General features: G+C 61.3%; 25 protein-coding genes. 9 read left to right on the top strand and 16 right to left on the bottom strand.

Annotated features, from left to right (window positions below):
- On the top strand, positions 1 to 999 hold the full coding sequence (locus tag MHM84_RS08405; RefSeq protein WP_239264791.1) for a lysylphosphatidylglycerol synthase transmembrane domain-containing protein: 999 nt from the start codon (positions 1 to 3) through the stop codon (positions 997 to 999).
- A 3-nt stretch (positions 1,000 to 1,002) separates the two neighbouring features.
- Here the strand turns inward: MHM84_RS08405 and MHM84_RS08400 are convergent, their stop codons facing one another.
- Both MHM84_RS08400 and MHM84_RS08395 read right to left on the bottom strand, forming a co-directional pair.
- Entirely contained in the window at positions 1,003 to 1,566 is a 564-nt protein-coding gene (locus MHM84_RS08400; protein ID WP_239264789.1) for a phosphatase PAP2 family protein, read from the bottom strand.
- Positions 1,538 to 2,692 (bottom strand): glycosyltransferase family 1 protein, encoded by a 1,155-nt coding sequence (locus MHM84_RS08395; RefSeq protein WP_239264787.1) that lies wholly within the window; start codon positions 2,690 to 2,692, stop codon positions 1,538 to 1,540. Before MHM84_RS08395 ends, MHM84_RS08400 begins: the two co-directional genes overlap by 29 nt.
- A gap of 354 nt (positions 2,693 to 3,046) precedes the next feature.
- Here MHM84_RS08395 and MHM84_RS08390 point away from each other — a divergent pair, with 354 nt between their 5' ends.
- Positions 3,047 to 3,262, top strand: a complete 216-nt coding sequence (locus tag MHM84_RS08390; protein ID WP_239264785.1) for a hypothetical protein — start codon at positions 3,047 to 3,049, stop codon at positions 3,260 to 3,262.
- 17 nt (positions 3,263 to 3,279) lie between these two features.
- On the opposite strand, the gene MHM84_RS08385 is transcribed toward MHM84_RS08390, so the two are convergent.
- From MHM84_RS08385 to mntR, 6 genes are all read right to left on the bottom strand, one after another.
- Positions 3,280 to 4,053 carry a CHAD domain-containing protein gene (locus tag MHM84_RS08385; RefSeq protein WP_239264784.1) on the bottom strand — a complete coding sequence of 258 codons (774 nt, stop codon included), beginning with the start codon at positions 4,051 to 4,053 and terminating at the stop codon, positions 3,280 to 3,282.
- A 109-nt stretch (positions 4,054 to 4,162) separates the two neighbouring features.
- Positions 4,163 to 5,293: a metal ABC transporter permease gene (locus MHM84_RS08380; protein WP_239264782.1), complete on the bottom strand. Its 1,131-nt coding sequence runs from the start codon at positions 5,291 to 5,293 to the stop codon at positions 4,163 to 4,165.
- Positions 5,293 to 6,438, bottom strand: a complete 1,146-nt coding sequence (locus MHM84_RS08375) for a metal ABC transporter permease (RefSeq protein ID WP_239264780.1) — start codon at positions 6,436 to 6,438, stop codon at positions 5,293 to 5,295. Before MHM84_RS08375 ends, MHM84_RS08380 begins: the two co-directional genes overlap by 1 nt.
- On the bottom strand, positions 6,435 to 7,235 hold the full coding sequence (locus MHM84_RS08370) for a metal ABC transporter ATP-binding protein (protein ID WP_239264778.1): 801 nt from the start codon (positions 7,233 to 7,235) through the stop codon (positions 6,435 to 6,437). The genes MHM84_RS08375 and MHM84_RS08370 overlap by 4 nt, the downstream gene beginning before the upstream one ends.
- Before the next feature lie 10 nt (positions 7,236 to 7,245).
- Positions 7,246 to 8,277, bottom strand: a complete 1,032-nt coding sequence (locus tag MHM84_RS08365) for a zinc ABC transporter substrate-binding protein (RefSeq protein WP_239264775.1) — start codon at positions 8,275 to 8,277, stop codon at positions 7,246 to 7,248.
- A gap of 114 nt (positions 8,278 to 8,391) precedes the next feature.
- Positions 8,392 to 8,838, bottom strand: coding sequence for a manganese-binding transcriptional regulator MntR (mntR, locus tag MHM84_RS08360; RefSeq protein ID WP_239264772.1), 447 nt, complete (start codon positions 8,836 to 8,838; stop codon positions 8,392 to 8,394).
- A 207-nt stretch (positions 8,839 to 9,045) separates the two neighbouring features.
- Between mntR and MHM84_RS08355 the strand changes: the two genes are divergently transcribed.
- The 5 genes from MHM84_RS08355 (at position 9,046) to MHM84_RS08335 (ending at position 13,877) form a co-directional block, all read left to right on the top strand.
- Entirely contained in the window at positions 9,046 to 9,426 is a 381-nt protein-coding gene (locus MHM84_RS08355) for a DUF2946 domain-containing protein (RefSeq protein ID WP_239264769.1), read from the top strand.
- Between the two features lie 136 nt (positions 9,427 to 9,562).
- The gene (locus MHM84_RS08350; protein ID WP_239264766.1) at positions 9,563 to 10,906 is read left to right on the top strand and encodes a PepSY domain-containing protein; all 1,344 of its coding nucleotides are present in this window, start codon (positions 9,563 to 9,565) and stop codon (positions 10,904 to 10,906) included.
- 110 nt (positions 10,907 to 11,016) lie between these two features.
- The gene (locus tag MHM84_RS08345; protein ID WP_239264764.1) at positions 11,017 to 11,679 is read left to right on the top strand and encodes a DUF1007 family protein; all 663 of its coding nucleotides are present in this window, start codon (positions 11,017 to 11,019) and stop codon (positions 11,677 to 11,679) included.
- Positions 11,664 to 12,716 carry a nickel/cobalt transporter gene (locus MHM84_RS08340; protein WP_239264762.1) on the top strand — a complete coding sequence of 351 codons (1,053 nt, stop codon included), beginning with the start codon at positions 11,664 to 11,666 and terminating at the stop codon, positions 12,714 to 12,716. Before MHM84_RS08345 ends, MHM84_RS08340 begins: the two co-directional genes overlap by 16 nt.
- 801 nt (positions 12,717 to 13,517) lie before the next feature.
- On the top strand, positions 13,518 to 13,877 hold the full coding sequence (locus MHM84_RS08335) for a hypothetical protein (RefSeq protein WP_239264759.1): 360 nt from the start codon (positions 13,518 to 13,520) through the stop codon (positions 13,875 to 13,877).
- Positions 13,878 to 14,126: 249 nt separating this feature from the next.
- Here MHM84_RS08335 and MHM84_RS08330 read toward each other — a convergent pair whose 3' ends face one another.
- Positions 14,127 to 14,507, bottom strand: a complete 381-nt coding sequence (locus MHM84_RS08330) for a histone-like nucleoid-structuring protein, MvaT/MvaU family (RefSeq protein WP_239264757.1) — start codon at positions 14,505 to 14,507, stop codon at positions 14,127 to 14,129.
- Between the two features lie 396 nt (positions 14,508 to 14,903).
- Here MHM84_RS08330 and MHM84_RS08325 point away from each other — a divergent pair, with 396 nt between their 5' ends.
- Both MHM84_RS08325 and MHM84_RS08320 read left to right on the top strand, forming a co-directional pair.
- Complete coding sequence (locus tag MHM84_RS08325) at positions 14,904 to 15,110, top strand: DUF3820 family protein (protein ID WP_239264755.1); 207 nt, start codon at positions 14,904 to 14,906, stop codon at positions 15,108 to 15,110.
- A 106-nt stretch (positions 15,111 to 15,216) separates the two neighbouring features.
- Entirely contained in the window at positions 15,217 to 15,528 is a 312-nt protein-coding gene (locus tag MHM84_RS08320; protein WP_239264753.1) for a hypothetical protein, read from the top strand.
- A 180-nt stretch (positions 15,529 to 15,708) separates the two neighbouring features.
- On the opposite strand, the gene MHM84_RS08315 is transcribed toward MHM84_RS08320, so the two are convergent.
- From MHM84_RS08315 to MHM84_RS08285, 7 genes are all read right to left on the bottom strand, one after another.
- Positions 15,709 to 16,776: a tartrate dehydrogenase gene (locus tag MHM84_RS08315; RefSeq protein ID WP_239264751.1), complete on the bottom strand. Its 1,068-nt coding sequence runs from the start codon at positions 16,774 to 16,776 to the stop codon at positions 15,709 to 15,711.
- 30 nt (positions 16,777 to 16,806) lie between these two features.
- Positions 16,807 to 17,970, bottom strand: coding sequence for a mandelate racemase/muconate lactonizing enzyme family protein (locus MHM84_RS08310; protein ID WP_239264749.1), 1,164 nt, complete (start codon positions 17,968 to 17,970; stop codon positions 16,807 to 16,809).
- Between the two features lie 41 nt (positions 17,971 to 18,011).
- Complete coding sequence (locus tag MHM84_RS08305; RefSeq protein ID WP_239264747.1) at positions 18,012 to 18,467, bottom strand: tripartite tricarboxylate transporter TctB family protein; 456 nt, start codon at positions 18,465 to 18,467, stop codon at positions 18,012 to 18,014.
- A complete protein-coding gene (locus MHM84_RS08300) occupies positions 18,464 to 20,005 on the bottom strand; it encodes a tripartite tricarboxylate transporter permease (RefSeq protein WP_239264745.1) in 1,542 nt (513 codons plus the stop codon). Before MHM84_RS08300 ends, MHM84_RS08305 begins: the two co-directional genes overlap by 4 nt.
- 99 nt (positions 20,006 to 20,104) lie before the next feature.
- Positions 20,105 to 21,064 carry a tripartite tricarboxylate transporter substrate binding protein gene (locus MHM84_RS08295; RefSeq protein WP_239264743.1) on the bottom strand — a complete coding sequence of 320 codons (960 nt, stop codon included), beginning with the start codon at positions 21,062 to 21,064 and terminating at the stop codon, positions 20,105 to 20,107.
- A gap of 332 nt (positions 21,065 to 21,396) precedes the next feature.
- Positions 21,397 to 22,155 (bottom strand): FadR/GntR family transcriptional regulator, encoded by a 759-nt coding sequence (locus MHM84_RS08290; RefSeq protein ID WP_239264741.1) that lies wholly within the window; start codon positions 22,153 to 22,155, stop codon positions 21,397 to 21,399.
- A 510-nt stretch (positions 22,156 to 22,665) separates the two neighbouring features.
- Positions 22,666 to 23,121, bottom strand: coding sequence for a hypothetical protein (locus MHM84_RS08285; protein ID WP_239264739.1), 456 nt, complete (start codon positions 23,119 to 23,121; stop codon positions 22,666 to 22,668).
- Positions 23,122 to 23,252: the final 131 nt, after the last annotated feature.

Raw genomic sequence — 23,252 nt, 5'->3', positions numbered from 1 at the left:
ATGCGCCATGCGTTGTGGCTGTTGCCCGTAGCGCTGGCCGTGGCGCTGGCCATTCCGTTCTTCATCGGCGGGCCGGCGCTGCTGGGTACCTTGCTGGTTTTTCCCGCTGGCACCTTGGCGCTCATGCTGGGGATGATCGGCCTGTGCTGGGTCATCAATGCCTGCCGGCTACGCTTGCTGTTGGCGGAACATGCCCATGCCGTGAGCCCATCCCAGGCTCTGGCGACGGTGATGGCCACCGAATTCGCCTTCTGTGCCACGCCTGGCGGCAGTGGCGGGCCGGTCACGCTGTATGGCCTGCTGGTCCGGCGCGGGATTCCGGCACCTCGCGCCACGGCGGTATTCGCCGCCGACCAGTTGACCGACCTGGTATTCTTTTTGGTCGCGCTGCTGCTGGTCGCCGTGTATGCCACGATGGCCTTGCTCGATTCCCGCCTCGAGGGGTTGATCGGCATATCGATCGGTCTGCTCAGCGTCGTGCTGGCCCTGGCGTGGTTGTGGCTGCGTCACACCTCACGCTTTCTCGCGACCAGCGGCCAGTGGCTCGAGCGGCTGCGCCTGCCCTGGCGCCTGCGCTTCGTCATGGCACGCCGCCTGCTGCGTTTTCGTCGCGCCCTGCTCGCCACGCTCGGCCTGTCCCGGCGTCGGCTGGCGCTGATCTTTGTGCTGTGCTGTATCCATTGGCTGCTGCGCTACAGCGTACTCTATCTGGTCATCGAAGGGCTCGGCCATGACGTGGCCTGGGCGTGGACGTTCCTGGTCCAGATGCTATCGATGGCGGCAGGACAGGCCAGCATGCTGCCGGGTGGCCTGGGCGGTGCGGAACTCACTTCGACGGCCTTGCTGACTCCCCTGATCGGCCTGTCACAGGCCTCCGTGGCGGTGCTGATCTGGCGCTTCGTGACCTTCCATTTCTATCTGCTGGCCGGTGCGCCTGTCTTCGCCTGCCTGTTTCACCGCCAGTTCCTCTCCCGTCGACGCCCGTCGTTGCACCGTTAGCCATCAAAGTACCGCGGTCGTCAACGTGACCGGATACAGCCACAGGCTGACCTTGGCCAATACGAGGCCGATCAGGGCGCCAGCCGCCACGTCGCTCATGTAGTGCAAGCCCAGGCCCACCCGCGAGGCCGCGATCAGCGCCGCCAGCGGGGCGACGACGAGCAGCAGCCAGGGCGCGGTGGCAGCGGTCAGGGTGGTGAAACTCACCGCGTGCAGGGTATGGCCGCTGGGGAAGCTATAGCGATCCAGCGGCGGCATCGTACAGGGTATCGCCGTAAAGGTGATGAACGGGCGTTCGCGACACAGGCGCGTCTTGAGCAGACGATAGACGGTGATCGCGACCACGGCCGTCACTCCGAACTGCACGGCGATCTGCCACCCGGCATTGCCATGAATCAAGGGCTGGCAGCCGATCAGCACTACCCAGGCCGGCCAGTCGCCGAGTCGGCTGGCCAGGCGCAGCAAGGCCAGCAGCGGGCGATAGTGGCAGAACACGGCCAGGCGACGGCAGGCTTGCCACTCGACCAGATCGAGGCGTTCAAATACGGGAAAGCTGCGGTTTACCATGAACCGTCTCCAGTGTCTGGCGCAGAATGTCCAGGTATTGGTCGGCGATGTGCGACCAGCGTTGGCTTTCGACGCGCAGCCGCGCGGCATTGCCCAGTTGGGAATAGCGCACCGGCTGCTGACACAGCGCCACGGCGGCGTCGATGAAGGCCCGCTCGTCGCCGAACGGCACCACTATTCCTGTGCGGTCGTGCTCGATCACCTCGGCGGCGGCGGCGTAGTCGAAGGCAACGACACCCAGGGCGCTGGCCATGGCCTCGTTGACCACGTTGCCGTAGGTTTCCGACATCGAGGGAAATACGAACATATCGGCGCTGGCGTAGTGGCGGGCCAAGGTGTCGCTATCGACGAAGCCGGTGAAGATGGCATTGGGCAGGCGCTTCTGCAGGGCGGCGCGCTGTGGGCCGTCGCCGACCAGGACCGGCAGCAGGTCGGGCTGGCAACGTTGCATGGCCTCGAAGGCTTCGGCCAGCAGAGTGAGGTTCTTCTCTTGGGCCAGGCGACCGACATGCAGCGCCACGGGCTGCTGCTCGGTCACGCCCCAGGTGCGGCGCAGTTCACTGTCTCGCCGGTGAGGCCCGAAATGGTCGGCGTCGATACCGCGCCCGAGAACCTCCACATTCTTGAAGCCCAGCATCCTCAACTCGGCGGCGCGCTGCGCAGTGGGCACCAGCGTAGCCTGAGTGCGATTGTGGAAATGGCGCAGCACCGTGCATACCGGACGCTTCATCCAGCCGACGCCATAATCGCCGGCGTAATGGTCGAAGTTGGTATGAAAGCCGCTGACTACCGGAATGCCCAGATGCCGGGCGAGGTTCAGCGCCGACCAGCCCAGTGGCCCTTCCGTGGCGACATAGATGACATCCGGCCTGGCATGACGCCATAGCGCGGCCATGGCCCGGCGCGACGGCACTCCGATCTGTACGTCCGTATAGCGCGGTACGCGAATGCCTCGAACCTGCAGTTCGTGCTCCATGCCTTCCGCTTGCGTGGGTATCTGCGGCGTCGGGCGTATCAACTGGACCTGCATACCTCGCTGGATCAGCTCGCGACTGATGTGTCCCAGAGTATGGGCGACACCATTGATATCCGGGGCCCAGGTTTCGCTGACCATGGCGATACGCATGCCGTTTCCTCACGTCGTTGGCTGTGCTCGACATAGCTTCTCGGGACTTCATGACGGGGAGACGACAGTGGGTTGAAGAGTCGATGACGCTTGGCCTTTCGGCGCTTTTCCGGTCATGGATTCACCACGCCACGGTCATCGATTCGACATCCAAAATGGATAGGCTGTCATTGACGGAAAGCACTGCGGGGGGAGAGTCAAGCCATGCGGCCTGCAACGGCACGATTTATTGGTCAATTTTTAGCCAGACTGGCCGATAACCCAGGAATGTTGCACGCAAGCCCTTAGCCGTAACTGGTTTGCTGCTCCCTGAGCCTACCGGTCGATCACATCACCACAGAGGAATGAAGCATCATGAGCGCGTTGCCCATACTTCTCGTCTGGGCCCACATTGGCTTCGTCATCACCCGAGGCCTGCATGCCCGACGGCGTATTGCGCATCTGTGCCGAACATGGACCGGCCTGCTGGTCATCCTCGCTGCGGGCCCGCTGGTCTGGTTGCTGGCGCTGGGCGAGATAGGCCGAAACAAGCCGCGCCGCGTCTCGTGTACACGTGGCCGGTCGCTGTGAGACGCCTGCATCACGGATCACAGCCAACCAAGCTTCCTGCCTTGGCGTAGCGCCTTGTCCAACTGCTCCTCGGCGAGCCGATCCAGTACAGCGGCCAGCGCCTGACGTGTAGCATCGTCGAGCTTGTCCGTCTCCTTCACCCATGCATTGAGATTCGCCAGATCGTGCTGGCGCCCCAGGCGCTTGGCAAGCTTCTTGAGACGATCATGCGCATCCTTGCCGGGCTTGCCCTCGACGGCTGCGCGCATCTCCTGCTGATAGGTCAGGTATTTCACCCATTTGCGCCAACGGTGGCACTGAGCGACTTCACGGCTTTTTGCACTCCGCTTGGCCAGACGCTGCACCTTGCTGCGAGTCTGCTTGAGCCCTTTCCTGGTCCGCTTCTGCGTCAGTGGTTCGGCATCCCACTGCTGTGTCTCGTACTCAAAGGCGGCCAACAACGCTTGTCGGTCCGCATCGATGGGTTGCTTGTCGAGCTGGGCCGCCATCGACGCCCGTAGGCGCGCCAGGGGCGGACGCAAGCGCGATTCGACACGCGGCATCACCCAGCCCAGCATGGCATGACGAACCGCCGTTTCCCGCGAGCCTTCCAACGACTTGGCAAGCGTCTTGGGGTTCTCTTCCCGGGCCTTCACCGCCTTGCGCGGCAGGTCGATACGCTGTAACTGCCAGGCTGCACGCAGACGCTTGCAGGTCAGACGCAGCGCATGCACGTCTTTGACGTCCAGTGGCGTGGTGAGCCGTTCGCTGGCATTCGCGATCAGTTCATGCAGGTAGTCCTGGTGTGTCATCGCGCCCCCGTTGACAAGTTGGCAATGCGCCCCGGTTGGGCAGGCCTAACAAACCTTAACATTGCCCACTATAGCGCAGACTCAACGCATACCGCCCCACCCGTGAGTATCATAGCTGCGTCGGTTCGAGGATTTCCCGGGCGATGGCACGTCCAGCAGGGGTCAGGTGCAAGCGTTCGCCCTGCAGGAGGATATGCCCCTGCTCACGGCTTCGCTGCACCACGCGCCGCGCCTTGGCGGTATCCCAGTGCAGGTGTTCGCGTAACGCCTGGGTGACGTTCTCGACCGCCTGTTCCGGCTCGCCTTCATGATTGTACAGGTGGACAGCCAGGGTCCGGTTCTCGTTCAAGCGCCGTTGCCCTCGCCGCCTCGCCACTTGGGCGAGCAGGCCATAATGGGGGCCTGCCAGGAAGGCCAGCAGCAGGAATACGCCAGTCATGACAGCCATCATGCCGCCGATCGACACATCCCACATTACCGCCAGGTAGTAGCCGGACACACTCGAAAGCACCGAGACCAGCGTGCCGTAAACGAACATCAGCCATAACCGGTTGGTCAGCAGATAGGCCGTAGAGGGGGGCACGATAACGAAAGCCACGAACAGCACGGCTCCCACGGCATCGAACGCCGCTACGGCGGTGCCACTGGTCAGCATCAGCAGCGCATAGAACAGCACGCCGGGCGCAAAACCCAGCGCCTTCGCCAGGGGCGCATCGAAGGTGGCAAGCTTGAGCTCCTTGTAGAACAGCAGCACGAAAAGCCCGTTGAGCAGGGTCATGCCGCCCATCGACAGCAATGACTGCGGAACGCGATAACCGCCCAACGTTACGGTGTCGAGCCACACGAAGCCGATTTCACCCAGCAGCACGGTATGGGTATCGATATGCACATCGCGGGCGTACAGGTTGAGCAACAGCACGCCGATGGAGAACAGCACCGGGAAGACCAGGCCGATGGCGGCATCCTTTTTCACTCGCTGCGTGCTGACGAGCAACTCGGTCAAGAACACCGTCAGGATACCGGTGAGTGCCGCCCCCACGATCTGGATAGGGCCACTTTGCTGGTGCGTCAGCAGCCAGACGACGACGATACCGAACACGATGGAATGGCCAATGGCATCGGATAGCATGCTGGAGCCGCGCAGGACCAGGAAGGTGCCGACCAATGACGAGGCGATGCCCACCAGCATGCCGACCAGCATGATCATCAAGGGAATGTTATCGAAGACGGCCGTCAGCATCAGATTTCCTCCCGCCCCAGCGTCTCGAGGATGCGCTCGGCTTCACTGATGCCCGCTGGGGTCAGCACCCACTGGCCCGCCCGGCCCGGCTCTTGCGGTGGTGCTGCATGGCGCTCGACGTAGCCTCGGCGATGCAGCTTGTGCAGGGCTCGCTGGGTGCTGGTGCCATGGTAGGTATCGATCATGCCCTGTCCCGAGCGGTAGGCGGAATCGGCATGGTGAGCGGCGAGCTGGTAGAGCGTGGTCAGTACCTGCTGGTAGCGCAGGCGCCGACGGCTTCTCCGCAGCCGCACGGCCTCCCACAGGAAGCCGCGCCCCGGTGCGAACAGTAGCGAGACGATGACCACGCTCGATACGCTGAGAATGATCAACGGCCCGGTAGCAAGTCCGCGCGACAGGGCGCTTAGCAGGGCGCCGAAGACGCCGCCGCACACGCCGATAATGGCCGCCAGGGTGACCATGCCCTCCAGCCGATGACTCCACTGGCGTGCCGCGACTGCCGGCGCGATGACCATGGCCGCCATCAGCACGACGCCGACCATCTGCAGCCCCACCACCACGGCCAGGGCGATCATCACCGTCAGCAGCACTTCCAGCCAGACTACGGGCAGGCCCAGTGAGGCCGCGAATCCCGGGTCGAAGGAAACCAGCTTGAATTCCTTCCACAGCAACGCCACCAACCCCAGGGCAGCGACAGTAATGCCGCCCATGATCCATAGATCGCTGCGTAGGGTGGCGGCGGCCTGGCCGAACAGGAAGGAATCGAGACCACCCTGCGAGGCATTGTTCATGCCCTGGATGTGAGTCAGCAGTACTACACCAAGGGCGAAGAAAGTGCTTAGCGTGATGCCCAGGCCGGCATCGGTCTTGAGCCGACTGTTGCGGGTCAACACCACCATCAGTAGCGCCGCCAGCGCCCCGGAGACGAGAGCACCGAGCAGAATGCTGCCGATGTTGCGGGTACCGGCAATGATGAAGCCAATACATATACCGGGGAGGGCCGCGTGAGAGAGTGTATCGCCGAGCAAGCTCTGCTTGCGCAGCACGGCAAAACTGCCCAACACGCCACTGATCAATCCCAGCAAGGCCGCCCCGATCACGACATTCTGGATGGTGTAGTCCTGCAACCAATCGAGCATCGTCATGGCAACTTCTCGGTCACCGGCACGTCACGCTCCTGCGGCGGCAGAAATGCGCTCTCGTCGAGCAGGGCAATCTGTCCACCGTAGGCCTTGCGCAGGTTAGTCGCGGTATAGACATCAGCGACCTCGCCCTGGGCAATGACGCGCACGTTGAGCAACAGCAGCCAGTCGAAATAGGTCCGCACGGTCTGCAGGTCATGGTGCACCACGATCACGGTCTTGCCCTCGTCACGCAGCCGCCGCAGGATATCGACGATAGCCTTTTCAGTGGTGGCATCGACCCCCGCCATGGGCTCGTCGAGGAAATAGACGTCGGCGTTCTGGACCAAGGCCCGGGCGAGAAATACCCGCTGCTGCTGCCCGCCGGATAGCTGGCTGATCTGGCGCTGCGCAAAGTCCTGCATGCCTACCTTTTCCAGCGCCTGCATGGCTTCCTGGCGCTCGCGCCGGCCTGGGCGCTTCAGCCATCCCAGGCGGCCATAAAGTCCCATGGTGACCACGTCCAGCGCGGTGGTAGGAAAATCCCAGTCGACACTGGAGCGCTGCGGCACGTAGCCTACGCGTCGGCGCTGCTCCTTGTAGGGCCGACCGAACAGCGTGACGTGGCCCGCAACTGCGGGGACCAGCCCCAACACGCTCTTGATCAGGGTGCTCTTGCCGGCACCATTGGGGCCGACGATGGCGGCCATCACACCGGGCGGAACATCGAAGTCGATATCCCACAACACCGGCTTGCTCTGGTAACTGACGGTCAGGTCTTCGACATGCAGCGCCAGGTTCGGCTCATGCAGCTCTGCCATATTCACGGTCCTATGAATGCGCCCCTTTCGCGTCATCAGGCCTCGGGGCGTCCTCATGTGTTTGGTCGATGGCGATATCCCACCGCTGTGCCCAGCCATTCAAGGCGTCGGGCAAGGCAGGCAGCCTGCCACCCAGTGCTTCGACGATGTGCCGGGTATTGAAATAGAGCATGCCCAGGTAGGTCCCGCCGGCCGTACCGGCCTCCCCCATGGCATCCGAGTAGAGCTGCGCTCCGATCGACACCGGCTGGCCCTGCTGCCTGGCGGCGTTGACCACGGCCTGGACGGTCCGCGGATTGATGGTGCTTTCGACGAACATGGCCGGCACCTTGCGCTCGACGACGACATCGGCCATTTCACGAATATCCGCGATTCCGGTCTCGGTTGCCGTACTGATGCCCTGAATGCCGGCCACCTCGATACCGTAGGCACGCCCGTAGTAGTTGAAGGCGTCATGGGCGGTGACCAGGATGCGTTGCGTGTCGGGAATCGTCGCGATACTGGCCTCGATCCACTCGTGCAGCGCCTCGAGCTGGGCGGCATAATCCTTGGCATTGCGCCGAATCAACGCTTCGCAGCTCGGCCGCTGCTCGATCAGTGCCTCGGCAACGGTCGGAATGGTCTGTGCCCACAGGTCGGCGGCCATCCACAGGTGGGGGTCGATACCGTAGCTGCCCTGAACGGTAATCAGGGCGTCTCTGTCGATGGAGGCGGGGGCCACGGCAAGCGTGGGTTTGATCTCACCGAAGCGCTCCAGCACCTCACCGAGCTGGCCTTCCAGGGTATATCCCGAATAAAGAATGAGGTCCGCTTTCTGCAGGGTGTACACATCCCTGGCACTCGCTTGGTAGAGGTGCGGGTCGACCCCCGGCCCCATGAGGGCCGTTACCTCGACGCAATCGCCTCCGACATGCTCGGCCACGTCGCCGAGCATGCCAATGGTAACCACAACCTTGAGTGGCGGCGGTGCCTGCTGCGCCTGACTCGAGGATGCCCCCAGCAACAGGAACACCAATAGCCCCCATACCAACCCTTGCTTCATCGTCTCTCCAGCTGACCCTGGCTAAACTATATAGCCTTTGCTATATAACTAGGCAAAACCGTGTCACACGTCAAGGCCCGCAATCTCAGCCTTAACTGTATGGCTCGATGTCGCTCAGGTTTCTTTCAGGAATTGCTCGAACGCAGCCAATGTCTCGCCGCTGACATGATGTTCGATGCCCTCGGCATCGATACGTGCAGTGTCGGCACTCACGCCCATACGGCATAGCACGGCTTCGACGATCATGTGACGGCGACGGCTCGCCGCTGCCAATCCTTCTCCCGCTTTCGTCAGAAAGAGCCCACGATAGGGACGCTTGACGATCAACCCCTCTTCGACGAGTCGGTTGAGCATCTTGGCCACCGTCGGCTGGGTCACACCGAGACGCCGGGCGATATCGACCTGGCGCGCCTCGCCCTGTTCGCCGATCAGATCATCGATCAGCTCGACATAATCCTCGAACAGCTCCGTGCGACGGGCATCCCGAGCCTTGCGGAACCCCTCGACATGACTGTCGGGTGCCATCAGGGACTCACGGCTGGCATCGAAGTGGGAGGTCATGAGCTACCGGTAACCTTGAGCAGGGAAAGAACTATCGCACTCCATCATGCCCATGAGGAAAAGGATTGCAACTTTAAAGAGTAGATTGAGACGTGTTCCTGTTTCCAGCCGGCCGTTCGAAATGCGTCAAACTGACGCGGCCGGGCATACGTCAAGCCCCGACCTGGGATAGCATGTGGCGTTTCTTCTTGCCGCGTTGGTTTACTCATGCCGCTTCGTCGTCATGCCCGGGCTTACCGCCACGCTGCTCACCTGGCGCTGATCGCCATGCTGCTGTTGGTGACCGGCCCGGTCATCGGTCAGCTCAGCGCGTTCGACAAATCGGGCCACCACCATTCAGATGTCCCGATGGCGGCCATGGCGCCGGCGCCGCATCATACGCTTGGGGGTGTGATCGACTGGCACGAGCAGTGCGGCTACTGCTCGCTATTCCAACATTTCCCCGTGCTCACCGGCGTTCTGCCGCCCATGGCGCGCATGCCTTTGCCGATCGCAGACGAGCCGAGTGCCGACACGCGCTCGGCGCATGGCAGTCTTGCGGTCTTTCCTCACGCCCTCACCCGCGCCCCACCGTCCGCCGACCGCTGAAACAGCGCAACATCATCGCTGCCGCCAGGGCATAGGGTGTATATGCACGACGACAATCGCCCGTACCGTTGGCGACGGCGGCCATGGCTTGTCCCACCGGCGACAAGCCCCAGTGTGTCCCGTGAGGAATTCCTTCATGTCCCGTACCCGACGCGACGTCAACGATCTCTACCGTGCCGTGTGGCGCTGGCACTTCTATGCCGGACTGATCGCTTTACCTTTCTTGATTCTGCTGGCCGTTACCGGCGCCCTGTATCTCTTCAAGGACGAGGTCGAACAGTGGTGGTATGCCGATACGCTGCGCGTGGAGGCTCAGTCGACGCCACCGGCCTCGGCCCAGGCCCAGTTGAACGCGGCACTTGCGGCCCAGCCGGGCAAGGCGTTTCGCTATGTCACCCCCGCCACCCCTGACCTGGCGACCGAAATCGACATCCGAACTGCCGACGGCGACAAGCGCGCCGTCTATGTCGACCCTTACTCCGGCGACGTGACTGGCAGTCTGCCCTATCGGGGCAGCGTGATGTGGACGATCCGCCAGCTGCACAGTCTCAGCTATTTCGGTACCACGGCGAGCATGATCATCGAGATCGTGGCTGGCTGGACGATCCTGCTGGTGCTGACCGGGCTCTACCTGTGGTGGCCGCGAGGCCAGCGCGGCGGCGTGGTCTCGGTGCGCTCGCGCCCGTCAAAGCGGCTGTTCTGGCGTGACCTGCATGCGGTCACTGGTGTCTTCGTGGGGGGCTTCATCCTGTTCCTGGCCGTGACCGGCATGCCCTGGTCGGCGGTGTGGGGCAGCAAGGTCAACGAACTCGCCAACGGCAATAATTTCGGCTATCCCGACGGCGTGCGAGTCAACGTGCCCATGTCCGATGCCCGACTCGCCGAGCGCGAGTTGACGCCCTGGTCGCTGGAGCAGGCACAGCTACCTGCATCCGCGGAGAGCGACACGTCCGCGATCGGCCTCGATCGTGCCATTGCCCGCTTCGATGCACTGGAACTGACGCCGGGTTATGCGGTCAGTTTGCCCAGCGCCGCCAGCGACGTGTATACCGGCTCGATTTACCCCGACGACCTCAGCCAGCAGCGAGTCGTGCATCTCGATCAGTACACGGGCGAACCGCTGCTCGACATGAGTTACGCCGACTACGGCCCGTTGGGACAGACGCTGGAATGGGGGGTCAATGTCCACTTGGGCCAAGAGTTCGGCATCGTCAACCAAGTCGTCTTGGCGCTGGTCTGCGCCGGAATCGTGCTGCTGTGCGTCGCCTCGGGCGTCATGTGGTGGATGCGCCGCCCCACCGGCCGCCTCGGTGTGCCGCCGGCGCCGCAGGATCCCCGCAAGCTGCGCGGCGTGCTGGCTCTGCTCGCCATCGGAGGGGTGATCTTCCCGCTGGTCGGTGCCTCGATGATCGTGATGGCAACGATCGATGCGGGCATTCGCTACCGGTCGACGCATTCGTCGACCAAGGCCGTGGGTTGACCGGGGATAGCCCATCGGCACATACGCACGTAGAGTATGTTGCGCCCGGGCCGGCTCGTGACGAGCGACCCGGGCCTGCTTCATTGGCATTGCCTGGAGAAAGCCTTCCCATGATGTCCCGTCTGTCTCGACATATTGCGCCCTGGCTCATGCTCATCGGCTTCGTGCCCATGACGGCACTGGCCCATCCGCATGGCTGGGTAGATTATCGGGTGGTCCTGCATTTCGACGATCAGGCCCGCGTCGTAGCCCTGGAACAGGTCTGGAAGATGGACCCATTCTACAGCCTGACTCTGACTGAAGAACTGGCCCGGGCTGCAGGCGAGGAAAGCATGGAGCAACGCCTGGACATGCTCGGCGAGGAAATCGCCCAGAACCTGCGCGGCGAGCATTACCTGACGCACGTTGCACACGCTGGCGAGCGCGTCGATCTGGGGGACCTGCGCGACTATTCCATTCGCCAAAACGACGATCAGCGTCTGACGTTCCGTTTCGTGGTCCCGCTGGCCGAACCGCTAGCGCTCGGAGGCTCACCGCTCACCTGGCAGATCTACGACGATACCTATTACATCGAGTTTCTCTACGACCCGGATGCCGATACGCCGATCGCTCTGCACAACGCTCCCACCGATTGCGCCAGTCGCGTCATCGCTGCGGACCCCGACCCGCAGCGGGTCGCCGACGCGGCGGCGCTGGACAGGGATGCCGCCGCCCCTAGCGGGCTGGGGCGCTTCTTTGCGGAAACCGGAGAGGTGACATGTCCCGCCCTTTAGCCCTGCTGATCGCCCTGCTCCCCCTGCTGGGAGTGACCCTGCTGGCCATGACCGACGCCGGCCAGGCCCTGGCGCAAGCCGTCATGGCACAGACGCACGACTGGCAGCGTGAACTGCATCGCGGCCTGACACTCTCGACGATGGCGCTGTCGCGTCATCCCTCGTTCGATACCAGCCTGAGCCTGATGGCGCTCAGTCTGGGCTACGGGGTGTTCCATGCCCTGGGCCCGGGCCACGGCAAGGCCGTGATCACTGCCTATCTGCTATCGCATCCCACCGCTCTGCGCCGCGGCCTGGTGCTGACCGTGGCTGCTGCGCTGCTGCAAGGGCTGGTGGCGATCCTGCTCGTCGGCGTTCTGGTTTGGGGGATGGGCCTGCTGACCCGCGAGGCCATGGCCCGGACGGGGCTGCTGGAACAGGCCAGCTTTATCGTTCTGGCCGGGCTGGGCGCCTGGCTGACCTGGCGCGCCCTGGTCCGGCTCAAGCGCAGTTTCGAGCGCCTGACGTACAAACCTGACGACGTGGAACCACACACGAATTTTCTGCCGATGGATGGCATGGCTTTCAACAGTATGGGCAACGCCTTCGCCCACGCTGCCCCAATGATGCCGTCAGCTACCCTGCATACCGACACGGCATGCGACCATTGTGGCGGCCATCACCACATCGACCCTGGCGTGACACACGATGCCAAGGAGAGCCTGGGCGCCTTGCTGGCCATCGGCCTACGGCCTTGCAGCGGTGCGGTCATGGTTCTCGGCGTGGCCAGTCTACTGGGCTACTGGTGGGCAGGCGTGCTGGCGGTACTCGCCATGTCGGTGGGCACGGCAATCACCACGTCGTGCCTGGCCATGTTCGCCGTTTTTGCCAGGCAGCGGGCGACCCGGTTGCTGGCGCGCACGACGCCGCACTGGCAGGCGCTGGCCGGCCACGGACTCGCGCTCTGCGGAGGCATTCTGATACTGGCGCTGGGCCTCGGCTTGCTGCTCAGTGCTCCAGAGATGGCCGCAACGGGGCTGCCGGGCGGCCTGCGCTGATACTCGACGCGAAGTCTGCACACAGGATGATTTCGACAGCGATCGCGTTACTCGTCGGACGAGGACTCGCTGCGCGCGGGCGGCATGACCGGCTCCAGGGGAAGCACTTGTTTCGAGGCAGGCGCTGGCTCGCGTTCGTCCGGTTGGCGTATACCGTCGTCGCGTGACGACCTGTCAGAACGAGGCCCGTAACGCCGATTGTCGCTTTCGGGCCCATAGCGACGATCCTCGTACTGGGGGCCATAGCGGCGCACTCCGGGACGCGATGGCTCATCCCGCTGTGATCCAAAGGATGGTCGTTCCGGCCCGGCCTGAGCGACCATTGGCATGACAACTGACCCGGACAGGACAGTCAAACATATAGCTACCGCAGCCAAGTGCCTGGGACACGGGAAGAGGCATGAGGGCTGGGCACCGTGCCCGAGCAGTGAGCCGCCTGTCGTACGGCCTGCCTTGTAGGAACTACGCTCCGGATCGTCTCGCATGCTCGAACCCTCCCATCGGCGTTGCCATCCTGCATCAGGAACTTGCAGAACAGACGGACAAGACGCAGTTGTCAATGGTAGCGAGAGTCCTCCGGCACAAACGAACAAGCCGGCCAAAGGCCGGCTCAAGCGTTCACTTACCCTGTTGTGCGAAGGTTTGTCGGGCAAGTGATTGAAGCATAATGATGATGTATTGCTAATATGTGACAGGTGTTAAGAATGTGCCGTTAGCATTGGCTACATGCGAACCCGGTAACGTTCACGCTGTCGAAATAGCTGATAGAATGGCCTGCCCAGAGCCTTCGCAGGAGAGCCCATGAGCGAAAACTTCAAAGATTTCGAAGATGCCCTGATCTCATCACGAGACGATTTTATCGTTCGCCAGAACAAAGCCATTGAGCATGCCAGAGAGCAGTTTGGCAAAAGAAAGGTGAAGGAGAAGAAACTGGAGCGGCCCAAACCTTTGCGCTCGCAGTCAGTGACGTCTTCCGACAGCTTCAAGACCGGGCATATCGTCCGCTTGGCGGTACGCAGAAAACAAATCGCCCTCGATGAGATGTTCGAGCATAAGTCCGACAAGCTATCGAAGCTGGAAGCCCGTCTGGATGCCGAGAAAGCGGCCAAGAAGGCTGGCTACCCCATCATCGGTTATGTCTATTCGATAGACAAACTATAGTTAGAAAGCATTCGCTATTCAGAGTCGCCGGAGCGCAGGTCGTAGAGAGGCCTCTCTGCACTGTTAGTGCGTACCTCGACAAGTATCTTTCAGGCCTAGCGACCAACCATGGCTACATCCAGTAGCGCCATGCGTTCTCAATGTATCGATGTTTCCCTTTGCCGGGTCGTTATAGGCCAACTTAAGGCAATAAAAAACGGCCGCCCCTTGCCAGGGGCGACCGCCGCTTATCGCGCAGCATCGATAGGCTTATTCTTCGATACGAACCAACCAAGACTCGACAGTCTCGTCACCGTGCTCTTCTTTCCACGCCTTTAGGGTCTTCTGGTTGCCGCCACGGGTTTCCACGACTTCCCCGGTATTGGGATTCTTGTAGATCTTCAAACGGCGCTTGCGGCGTCCACCGCCACTGGTCGGCTGAGACACTTTAGTGTCCGCCGGCTTACCCGGCTGGAGTAGTTCGATAACATCGGCCGCGCTCTTGTCGAAATCTTTCATCAGCGCTTCGAGCTTGTTTTTGAACTCCAGCTCACGCTGAAAGTTCTGGTCGCCTTCAATCTGCTTGAGCTCTTCGCTCAGCTGCTTCAAGAGGCGCTCTTTCTCAACATATTTTTGCAGTGTCGATGACATTAACTTACCCTTCCGAGGAATTTCATATCGATTACGGGAAATATAACAGAGAACCAATAACGCAGCCAACTAGAAATATTTCGGACTCTTGTCCCGTCTTACCCACCATGCGACTTGAGCCAAGCCAACCTATCCTTGATAGAGATTAACCTTCCAATGAATAAACCCAATCTGCTCGTTAGCATTCTAAGCGGATGCGCCTGATGATTGCCTATAGGTCCTTCACCTATGATAATGCCACGCCTTTAACGCATAACGGCGTATCGGCTACGCCAAATGGCCGTATCTCAAAGTTATGCGTATCGTTTTGCTTTGACGCCTTGCAGGCAAAGCCCCCTCGAGTGGCCAACGATTGCACTATCGTTGCCGCTACGTTTAAAACACGATGTGAACCGCATGACCCCCAACGACCTAAAGAAGCTGGTGGAATGGAGAATGCCTTTCGGTAAGTACCAGGGCCGCCTATTGGCCGATCTGCCCGGCCCTTACCTCAACTGGTTCGCTCGCGAGGGCTTTCCCAATGGCGAGCTAGGCGCATTGTTGGCACTGATGCATGAAATCGATCACAACGGACTGAAGGATCTGCTCGACCCGTTGCGCTGAAGAGACAAAATAGTGAAGCGTTGCACCTAGTGAGGGCATGTCTTGCGCTATCCTTGTGCTACCTTGTAGGTAAACAAAACCAACAAGCCAGCGCACGGAGGAGCCTATGTTCGAGGCCTTCGAATTTTCCGCTACAAGCCAGCGTGGCGAGCCCGTCACCTTGGTCGCGTTTCTTCAGTTTACCGAAGATGCCCAGGCAGATGGCGAGACCGCCTACCGCCTCGGGCCGATCCAGCTCTCGACGGCGGACGGTCGTGCCGTGGACTATGTCAGCGGCCAGTTTCCGTTTGTCTGTCAGGATGGCTGCGATGCATTCATGACCGATAACGAAGACGTCTTGAACCTGCTGATGATGTCTCCGCCTGCATCCCAAGTTCGGCTGGGACCGTGGACCCGAGGCCAATCCGGCTATCGCTAAGCCAGGCAGTCGCCGATTGGCGGCTGTTCACTTCCCCGTTGGGAGCGGTTCGGCCAGGATATCCTCGCTGAAGCGGTCCAAGCGCTGAACAACGCGGCTCTGGTAAACATAACGCTATAGGTGAGCGTGCCTCGTGAATGCCCCTGATCAGCGCTTTGCCTAGCAAGTTAAGCGAAACCTCTAGTCGCTCTGCTGCCGAATGTCTTCGCAGATGGCCTGGGTGAGCTCCCGGGTCGTCGCGGTGCCCCCCAGATCCTGCGAATGGACACCGGAACGGGTCAGCCGCTCGATGGCCGCCATGAGCCGCTCGGCTGCCGTGGTCTCGCCCAGATGCTCCAACATCATCACGGCCGTCCAGAAGGCGCCGACCGGATTGGCAATGCCCTGCCCGGCGATATCGAAGGCCGAACCGTGGATGGGCTCGAACATGGAGGGAAAGGTTCGCTCGGGATTCAGGTTGGCGGTGGGCGCGATCCCCAGACTCCCCGTAAGCGCCGCGGCCAGGTCAGAAATGATGTCGGCATGCAGGTTGGTCGCCACCACGGTATCCAGGGTGTCCGGCTTGAGTACCATGCGTGTGGTGACCGCATCGACCAGCTCTCTATCGGTCTCGACCTCGGGATAATCTCTGGCAACCTCGAAGAACACTTCATCCCACAGCACCATGCCGTGTCGCTGGGCGTTGGACTTGGTGACCAGGGTCAGCTTTTTTCGCGGGCGGCTTCGGGCCATCTCGAAGGCGAAGCGATGGATGCGCTCCACGCCTTTGCGCGAGAAGATCGAGACTTCGGTGCCGATCTCCTCCGGCAGGCCGCGATGCACCCGGCCACCATTGCCGGAATACTCCCCTTCGCTGTTCTCGCGAACGATCACCCAGTCGATCTTGTCCGCGCCCTGCAACCGGCTGTTGACGCCGGGCAGCAGCCGGGCCGGACGAACGTTGGCATACTGATCGAAGCCTTGGCAGATCGCCAGGCGCAGGTCCCAGAGCGAGACATGATCCGGCACCTGCTGGCTGCCTACCGAGCCGAAATAGATGGCATCGAACCGGGCCAGTTCGTCCAGGCCGCCCTCGGGAATGTAGTGTCCGTGCTCCAGGTAGTAGTCGGAACTCCAAGAGAAGTCGGTAAAGGCGAAACCCAGCTCCCCGCTTTTCTCCGCCAGGGCCTGCAGCACCTGCTTGCCCGCCTCGATGACCTCGATACCGATACCGTCGCCGGGAATCACGGCGATCCTGTGCTGACGCATGGTGTATATCCTTTGCCGTTGGGCCCTGATTCAAAGATGGGCGTGGAAGACTTTCATGAGTTCGGCCTTGTCCTCGAAGCCGATGCCCGGCCTATCCGGGATGGCGACGAGACCGTCTTCGACCGGCGTGGAGTCGGCAAAACCGCCGAAGGGCGCAAAGACGCGCGGATAGGATTCGTTGCCGCCCAGTTTGAGGCCGGCCGCGATGTTCAAAGCGAACTGGTGGCCCCCATGGGGGATGCACTGGCGGGTTGACCAGCCACGGATATGCAGTTCGTCGAGCATGCGCAGGTATTCGACCAGTCCGTAGGACAGCACCGGGTCCATCTGCAGAATGTCGCGATCGGGACGCATGCCACCATGGCGCAGCAGATTGCGTACGTCCTGGTGGGAGAACAGGTTTTCCCCCGTAGCGGTCGGACCGGCATAGTGTTCGCACAACTGACGCTGCAGGGCATAGTCGAGCGGATCGCCAGCCTCCTCGTACCAGCGCACCCCGTAAGGGGCCAGGCCATCGGCAAACTGCAGCGTGGTCTGCAAGTCGAAACGCCCGTTGGCATCCACCGCCAGGCGCGACGCGTCGCCCACTATCTCGAGCGCGGCCTCGACACGCGATAGATCTTCATCCAAAGGCGCACCGCCGATCTTCATCTTGGTGGCCACGTAGCCCATGTCCAGGTAGTCGCGCATCTCATCCTGAAGACCGCGGATTTCCTTACCGGGATGGTAATAGCCGCCGGCGGCATAGACCGAAACGCGACGGTCCGTTTCACCGTCGCCATGGCGCTCGGCCAATAGCTGCGCCAACGGCTTGTTCTCGACCTTGGCGACGATGTCCCAGATCGCCATGTCAATGACACCTACCGCCACCGAGCGCTCCCCGTGGCCGCCCGGCTTCTCGTTGGCCATTACCGTCGCCCAGACCTTGAACGGATCGAGGTTGCGACCGCTGTCATCCACTAGCGAAGCCGCATCGGCCTCCTGCAGGCGGGGCAGAAAGCGCTCACGAAGCAGGCCACTCTGGGCGTAGCGCCCGTTCGAATTGAAGCCGTACCCCACGACCTGGCGGCCATCGACCTTGGCGTCGGTGTAGATCGCCAGGATGGAGACGTCCATCTTGGCGAACGAAATGTAGGCATTGGCGATATCGGAAGCGATCGAGACCCGCGCTTCCTTGATGTCGGTAATTCGCATGCTTGCTCCTTGTCTTGAGGCCGATAGTGATTGTTCGAGGCTCACGACCAGATGCCGGACGGCAATCTGACATTCAGCACCTGCGTGAAGGCCAGATAGAACGCGCCGATCAGCAGGGCGACGATCGGTACCCACTGGGCGAGACGACGCATCGATACCGACCCCTCCACGCGCGCCAGATACCAGGTCAGACCGAAGAAGACGATGGCCGTGGCCAGCAGAAAGCCCAGCAGGCCGATGGCGTACCACCAGGCGAACAGCACGATGATCATGACCGCCAGGCGCACCGGATTCCCTTCGATATTCACTCGGCGCGCCGCCGGCTTGGTAAAGGCCTTGACGATCAAGGCCAGGGAGATCGCCACGGTGATGACCAGGATGGCACGAGGGAAGATGATGCTCAGTCGTCCCATACTCTCGCGCGGAAACCACAGCAAGGCGGCGAACAGCAGGCCGAACAGACCCGCCGCGAGATCGGTGTTGAGTCGCAGGGTCATGGCGATTGCTCCTCGTCTCGATCGACCTTGGCCATGCGCCCGCTGCGCTCCAGCCATCCGGGCAACAAGGTGGTCGCAACACTCAACACCACCAGGCAGGCCAGGACGATGGACAAAGGGTTGGATACCAGACGCAGCCAGGGAATCGGATCCACGACCGCTGCCAGCATGGTCTGCACGTAACCCTTCTCGGCGATGACCCCGAGGATCATACCCAGCACGATGGGCGCCGCCTGGATGCCGATCAGGCGCAGGAAATACCCCACTGTGCCCAGCAGCAGCATGATGAATACATCAACCATGCTGTTGCGCAGCGCATAGGTCCCCAGAATGGTGACCATGGCGATGCTGGGCAGCAGAAAATAGAACGGCGTCTTGACCACGATGCGGTGAATCAACCGACCGCCCATCAGGCCGACCGGTAGCAGGAACAGCGCCGCGAAGCCCATCGAGAGAATGAAGCCGTTGGTCAGCACACCGGTTTCGGTGAACAGATCGAGCCCCGGGCGCAAGCCATGCATGAGCAGCACCCCGAGAATGATGGCGTCCGGCGGCGCGCCGGGAATGCCCAGGGTGAGCAGGGGTACCATACTGCCGGCTACCATGACGTTGTTGCTTGATTCCGAGGCGATCACGCCGTCGACGTTACCCTTGCCGAACGACGCCGGGTCCTTCGAAAAGCGACGAGCCTCGTTATATGCCACCAGGCTGGTGACGTTACCCCCCGCACCGGGAATGATGGCGATGATCTGACCAATGATGCAGGAGCGGATCAGATTGATGGGCTTGCTGAAGATGTGCTTGCCCATCCGCATGATGGCGGAGCCAGCGCCACCCTGTAACTTGCCACTCTCCGGCAGGGCGCCTCGCCCTTGGGCCGCCATCGAGATCAGTTCGGGAACGACAAACAAGCCGATCAGGGCCACGATCAGCTCGATCCCGCCCTGCAGGGCCGGGAAGCCAAAGATGAAGCGGGTTTCGCCGCCGATCGGCGAGACACCGACAGTACTTAGCAGCATGCCGATACAGCCGCCGAGCAGCCCCTTGAGCAGTGAGCCGCTGGATAGGCTGGCGACCAGGGTCAGCCCCAGCATTGCAACCCAGAACATTTCCGCCGGGCCGAACACCACGGCCAGCCGCGCCAGCGGCGGCGCCAGCAACAGCAGGAAGGCCACCCCGACTATGCCGCCAACGACCGAGGCGATGGTAGCAGCGGCCAGCGCCTCATAGGCGCGCCCTTGACGAGCCATGGGATAACCGTCGAAGGTCGTGGCGATGGAAGACGGCGTCCCAGGCGTATTGATCAGGATGGCGGTAAAGGCCCCACCGTAGATCGCGCCCATATAGACGGCCCCCAGCGCCATCAGGCCCTGCAAGGGCGACATCGTGAAGGTGAACGGCAACAGCACCGCCAGAGCCATGGTCGCCGTCAGACCGGGCAAGGCGCCGATAAATAACCCCGCCGTTACACCAGCCAGGATCGTGATCAGTCCTTCCAGCGTCAGGATCGAAAGCAGCGCTTCCAGTAGCATATCCATAAGCCAACTCCACTGATGACATGACGTGCCGCATACGAGCGGCCAGCAACACCCGACCCTGCAGCTGCACAAGCCACAGGATCGGGAGGTATCATGGATTTACTGGTTGGCTTTGGCTTCTTCGAGGATGGGTTGGTAGGCCGACTTGAGCTGTTGAATGATCTGGTCCACCTCGTCGTCAGTGATATCGGTCATGACGAAGCCGAGCGGCTCCTGCTTCTCGGCGATGCGCTGGTTGGTCTTGGCAAACGCCTCTTCCAGCTTGTTGACGATCTCATCCGGCGTGTCCTTGGGCACGGCCACCCCGCGATAAGCACCGCCGACGATGTCATAGCCGAGTTCCTTGAAGGTCGGCACATCCGGCAGAGCCGGCACGCGTTCCTCCGAGGCCACGGCCAGTACCCGGGCGTTGTCCTGCATCTGCACACCGAGCATCGAATAGTTGAAGATGCCCGAGACGTGGCCGCCCTGCACTGCCGCCGGTAGCGGCCCCGTGCCGGTAAACGGAATGTAGGTCACGTCGATGCCGGCTTCACGCTCCAGGCGCAGGGCACCCAAATGGTTGGCACTAAACGTCCCGCTGCCGCCCAGCGTCACAGCCTGGGGGTTTTCCTTGGCGTACTGGACCAGGTCGTCGAGCGTCTCGAACTGGCTGTCCTTGGGCACTATCAAGGCATTGGGCGTAGTGTGGAAGAAGGTCACGATCTTCCAGTCATCGGTCTCGTAACCGGCATTCTCGCGCATGATGGGCTGGGCGATGATGTGCGGTATGTTCACCCCGATCATCTCATAGCCCGTCGGCTCGGCGTTGTTCTGGAACTCACTCCAGCCCACGGCCCCCCCGCCCCCGGGACGGTGGTTCACATTGACGTCGACACCCAGGATTTCCTCTAGGTGGGGTTCCTGAAAGCGCGCCGTGACATCGGATTCGCCGCCCGGATCAAAGGGAATCGTGTAGGTAATGGGTTGTTCGGGATATTCAGCATAAGCGAATCCGGGGAGGCCTAGCGCGGCCAACAGAGACAGTGAGCCCACCCAACGGGTAGTAGCGAGTTTCATTGGCGTACTCCTTGGTTTTCTTGTGGTCTAGCGATGTCTTCCGCTCGATTGTTCTTGTTGCCGACAGGGCGGAGCGGACGAACGGCATACGCATGCCCGGCAGGACGGTCCGTATACGTACTTCACTTTTTGAAACTAGCCAACTTGTAAAATCTGTCCATTCATAGCGTATAGACATTGGTCGAAAGCGATAGGAAAAGGCACACCGAGATAGCTGGCTCAATCCTTATGTCTATGTTTTTAAATGAAAAGTCTTTATAGAGATTTTATTGTGCGGGGAATAAAACTTGTCATATCAGATATAAAACAATGGTTAGAAACCCAGACCGCTTTTACCCTTCGAATACTCGCCGGCGCGAATTGCCGATATGCTGGCGCATCCGCTGGCAGGCCCGTTCAGCGTCGCCCTCGCGAATGGCCTGAAGTATCTGGACGTGTTCCTGCTGGACTTCCGGTAAATGCTGCCCGGGGCGACGCAAGCCCAGGTTGCGCGCCAGATTCTGCCCGAAATTGATCTGCGGCTTCAGTGACAGCAGTGTATCGGTGAAAAAGCGGTTATTGGTGGCCTTGGCGATGGCCAGATGGAAGCCGAAGTCGGCATCGACACCAAGTTCTCCAACCTGGATGCACTCCTCGAGACGCTGCAGTGCCCGTTCGATCTCCTTGAGTGAAGCAGGAGAAGCATGCTGCGCTGCCAGACGTGCCGACTCCCCTTCCAGCGCAGCACGAAATTCGAAGCATCGCTGCATATCCGCCAAACTTTCCAGAGGTGCGAAGTCCAGCATGGCGCGATCCGGACGGCACTCGACATAGCTGCCTGCCCCCCGCTGCGAACGGACCAGCCCATCTTCGCGAAGACGGGACAAAGCCTCGCGCACAATGGGCCGGGATACCCGGTTCATCTCTGCCAGCTTCGCCTCGGAGGGTAGCCGATCACCTTCACCGTATTCCCCCTGCAGGATGCGTTCGACGATGTCACCATAGACGCGATCGCTGAGTTTGGTGGGGGGTTCCTGCGCCTTCGAAGCATCGGCAGGTGAGGAAATGGCTGCAGCGTTCCAGGAGCGGCCAGGGCGTAGCTTGCTTGTCATGTAGCGACTCGGCAAAGGATGCATGCCTACTAACATAACGCATTTCGCCTTGCTTGAGCGATTGCCGCCGACCAGCTCGAACCGTATGACGTATGAGTGGTAAAAGTAATAGCATCAATCGAGACAGGCCACGGGCGTAGCGCGGTGCCAAAACATCAGCGGGCTCGTTGCAGGCGTCAATGCGCTGCGCATGCTGGAGTCGCCAGGTGAGGCCAGATTGGCCATATGTACCGATGAGTAGCTCCAGGAGGGAGACCTCGTCGTACCCAGGCGCCTGGGCTCATCCGGGCACGCATGTCTTGCCAGTTGGATTCCAGGCGTATCGTCATGTGCACTCTGATACGAGGCACATCCCGTGACTGCAAGAATCAGCAGCGCTGCACCAAGTCGCTTGTTCATCGCCGCCTCCACCGAGACGAAGCTATCTACAGCATAGAGCGGTGTTTGATGCAGTGACGCGGTGGCGTCGTTAGTCTTTAGTCATGAGCCGGTGGCTTGGCGAGTCTGCAATCATTCACCGCCTTGCACCGCAAGATGCGATAACCGCTCGGCGACCGTGGGCACGCTTTCGCCAAGCGGTACGATTCCCTCGTCATCCAGGTGGCGCAAGCACATGAGCAGCACGAGCCCGGCATGGCCCATCGAATCGAATTCGGCGCGAAGATCCTCACGCTGACTATCGCTCGGCGTTTCCGGCTGGTTCCCGCTTCCGTCCTGGAAGACCCGTTGGTAATCAGGCTTCAGGCCGACGTAATTCAGGGATTCTGTGACTGCCTTTCCGAACTTTCCCTCTGCCAGAGTGATGCACTCCGCTTGTGAGCGGGCCAGGGCAACACGCGCGTCGGTGATGGCGGCTTGACGATGCATGCTGTCGATATTGGTTCGCTCGGGTCCCTCGGTGCCGGGAAACCAAACCAATAACGCAACGACGAGCCCGGCAAGAACCAGCAATACGGCAGCTTTCATAACAGCCCCTCGAGAGACATCATCACCACAAACTAACAGAGGTCCCGAGCCATTGACGATCCATGCTCTGCGGTTTTCGAGCCGCTCGCTGCGTGGCGAGGGGTGACACCTGCATCAAGAAGGAATACTGC

The organism is Halomonas sp. McH1-25 (genome assembly GCF_022348165.1).
GTDB lineage: Bacteria > Pseudomonadota > Gammaproteobacteria > Pseudomonadales > Halomonadaceae > Modicisalibacter.
The sequence above is the reverse complement of the archived record's forward strand: the minus strand, read 5'-3'. Positions and strand labels throughout refer to the sequence as shown.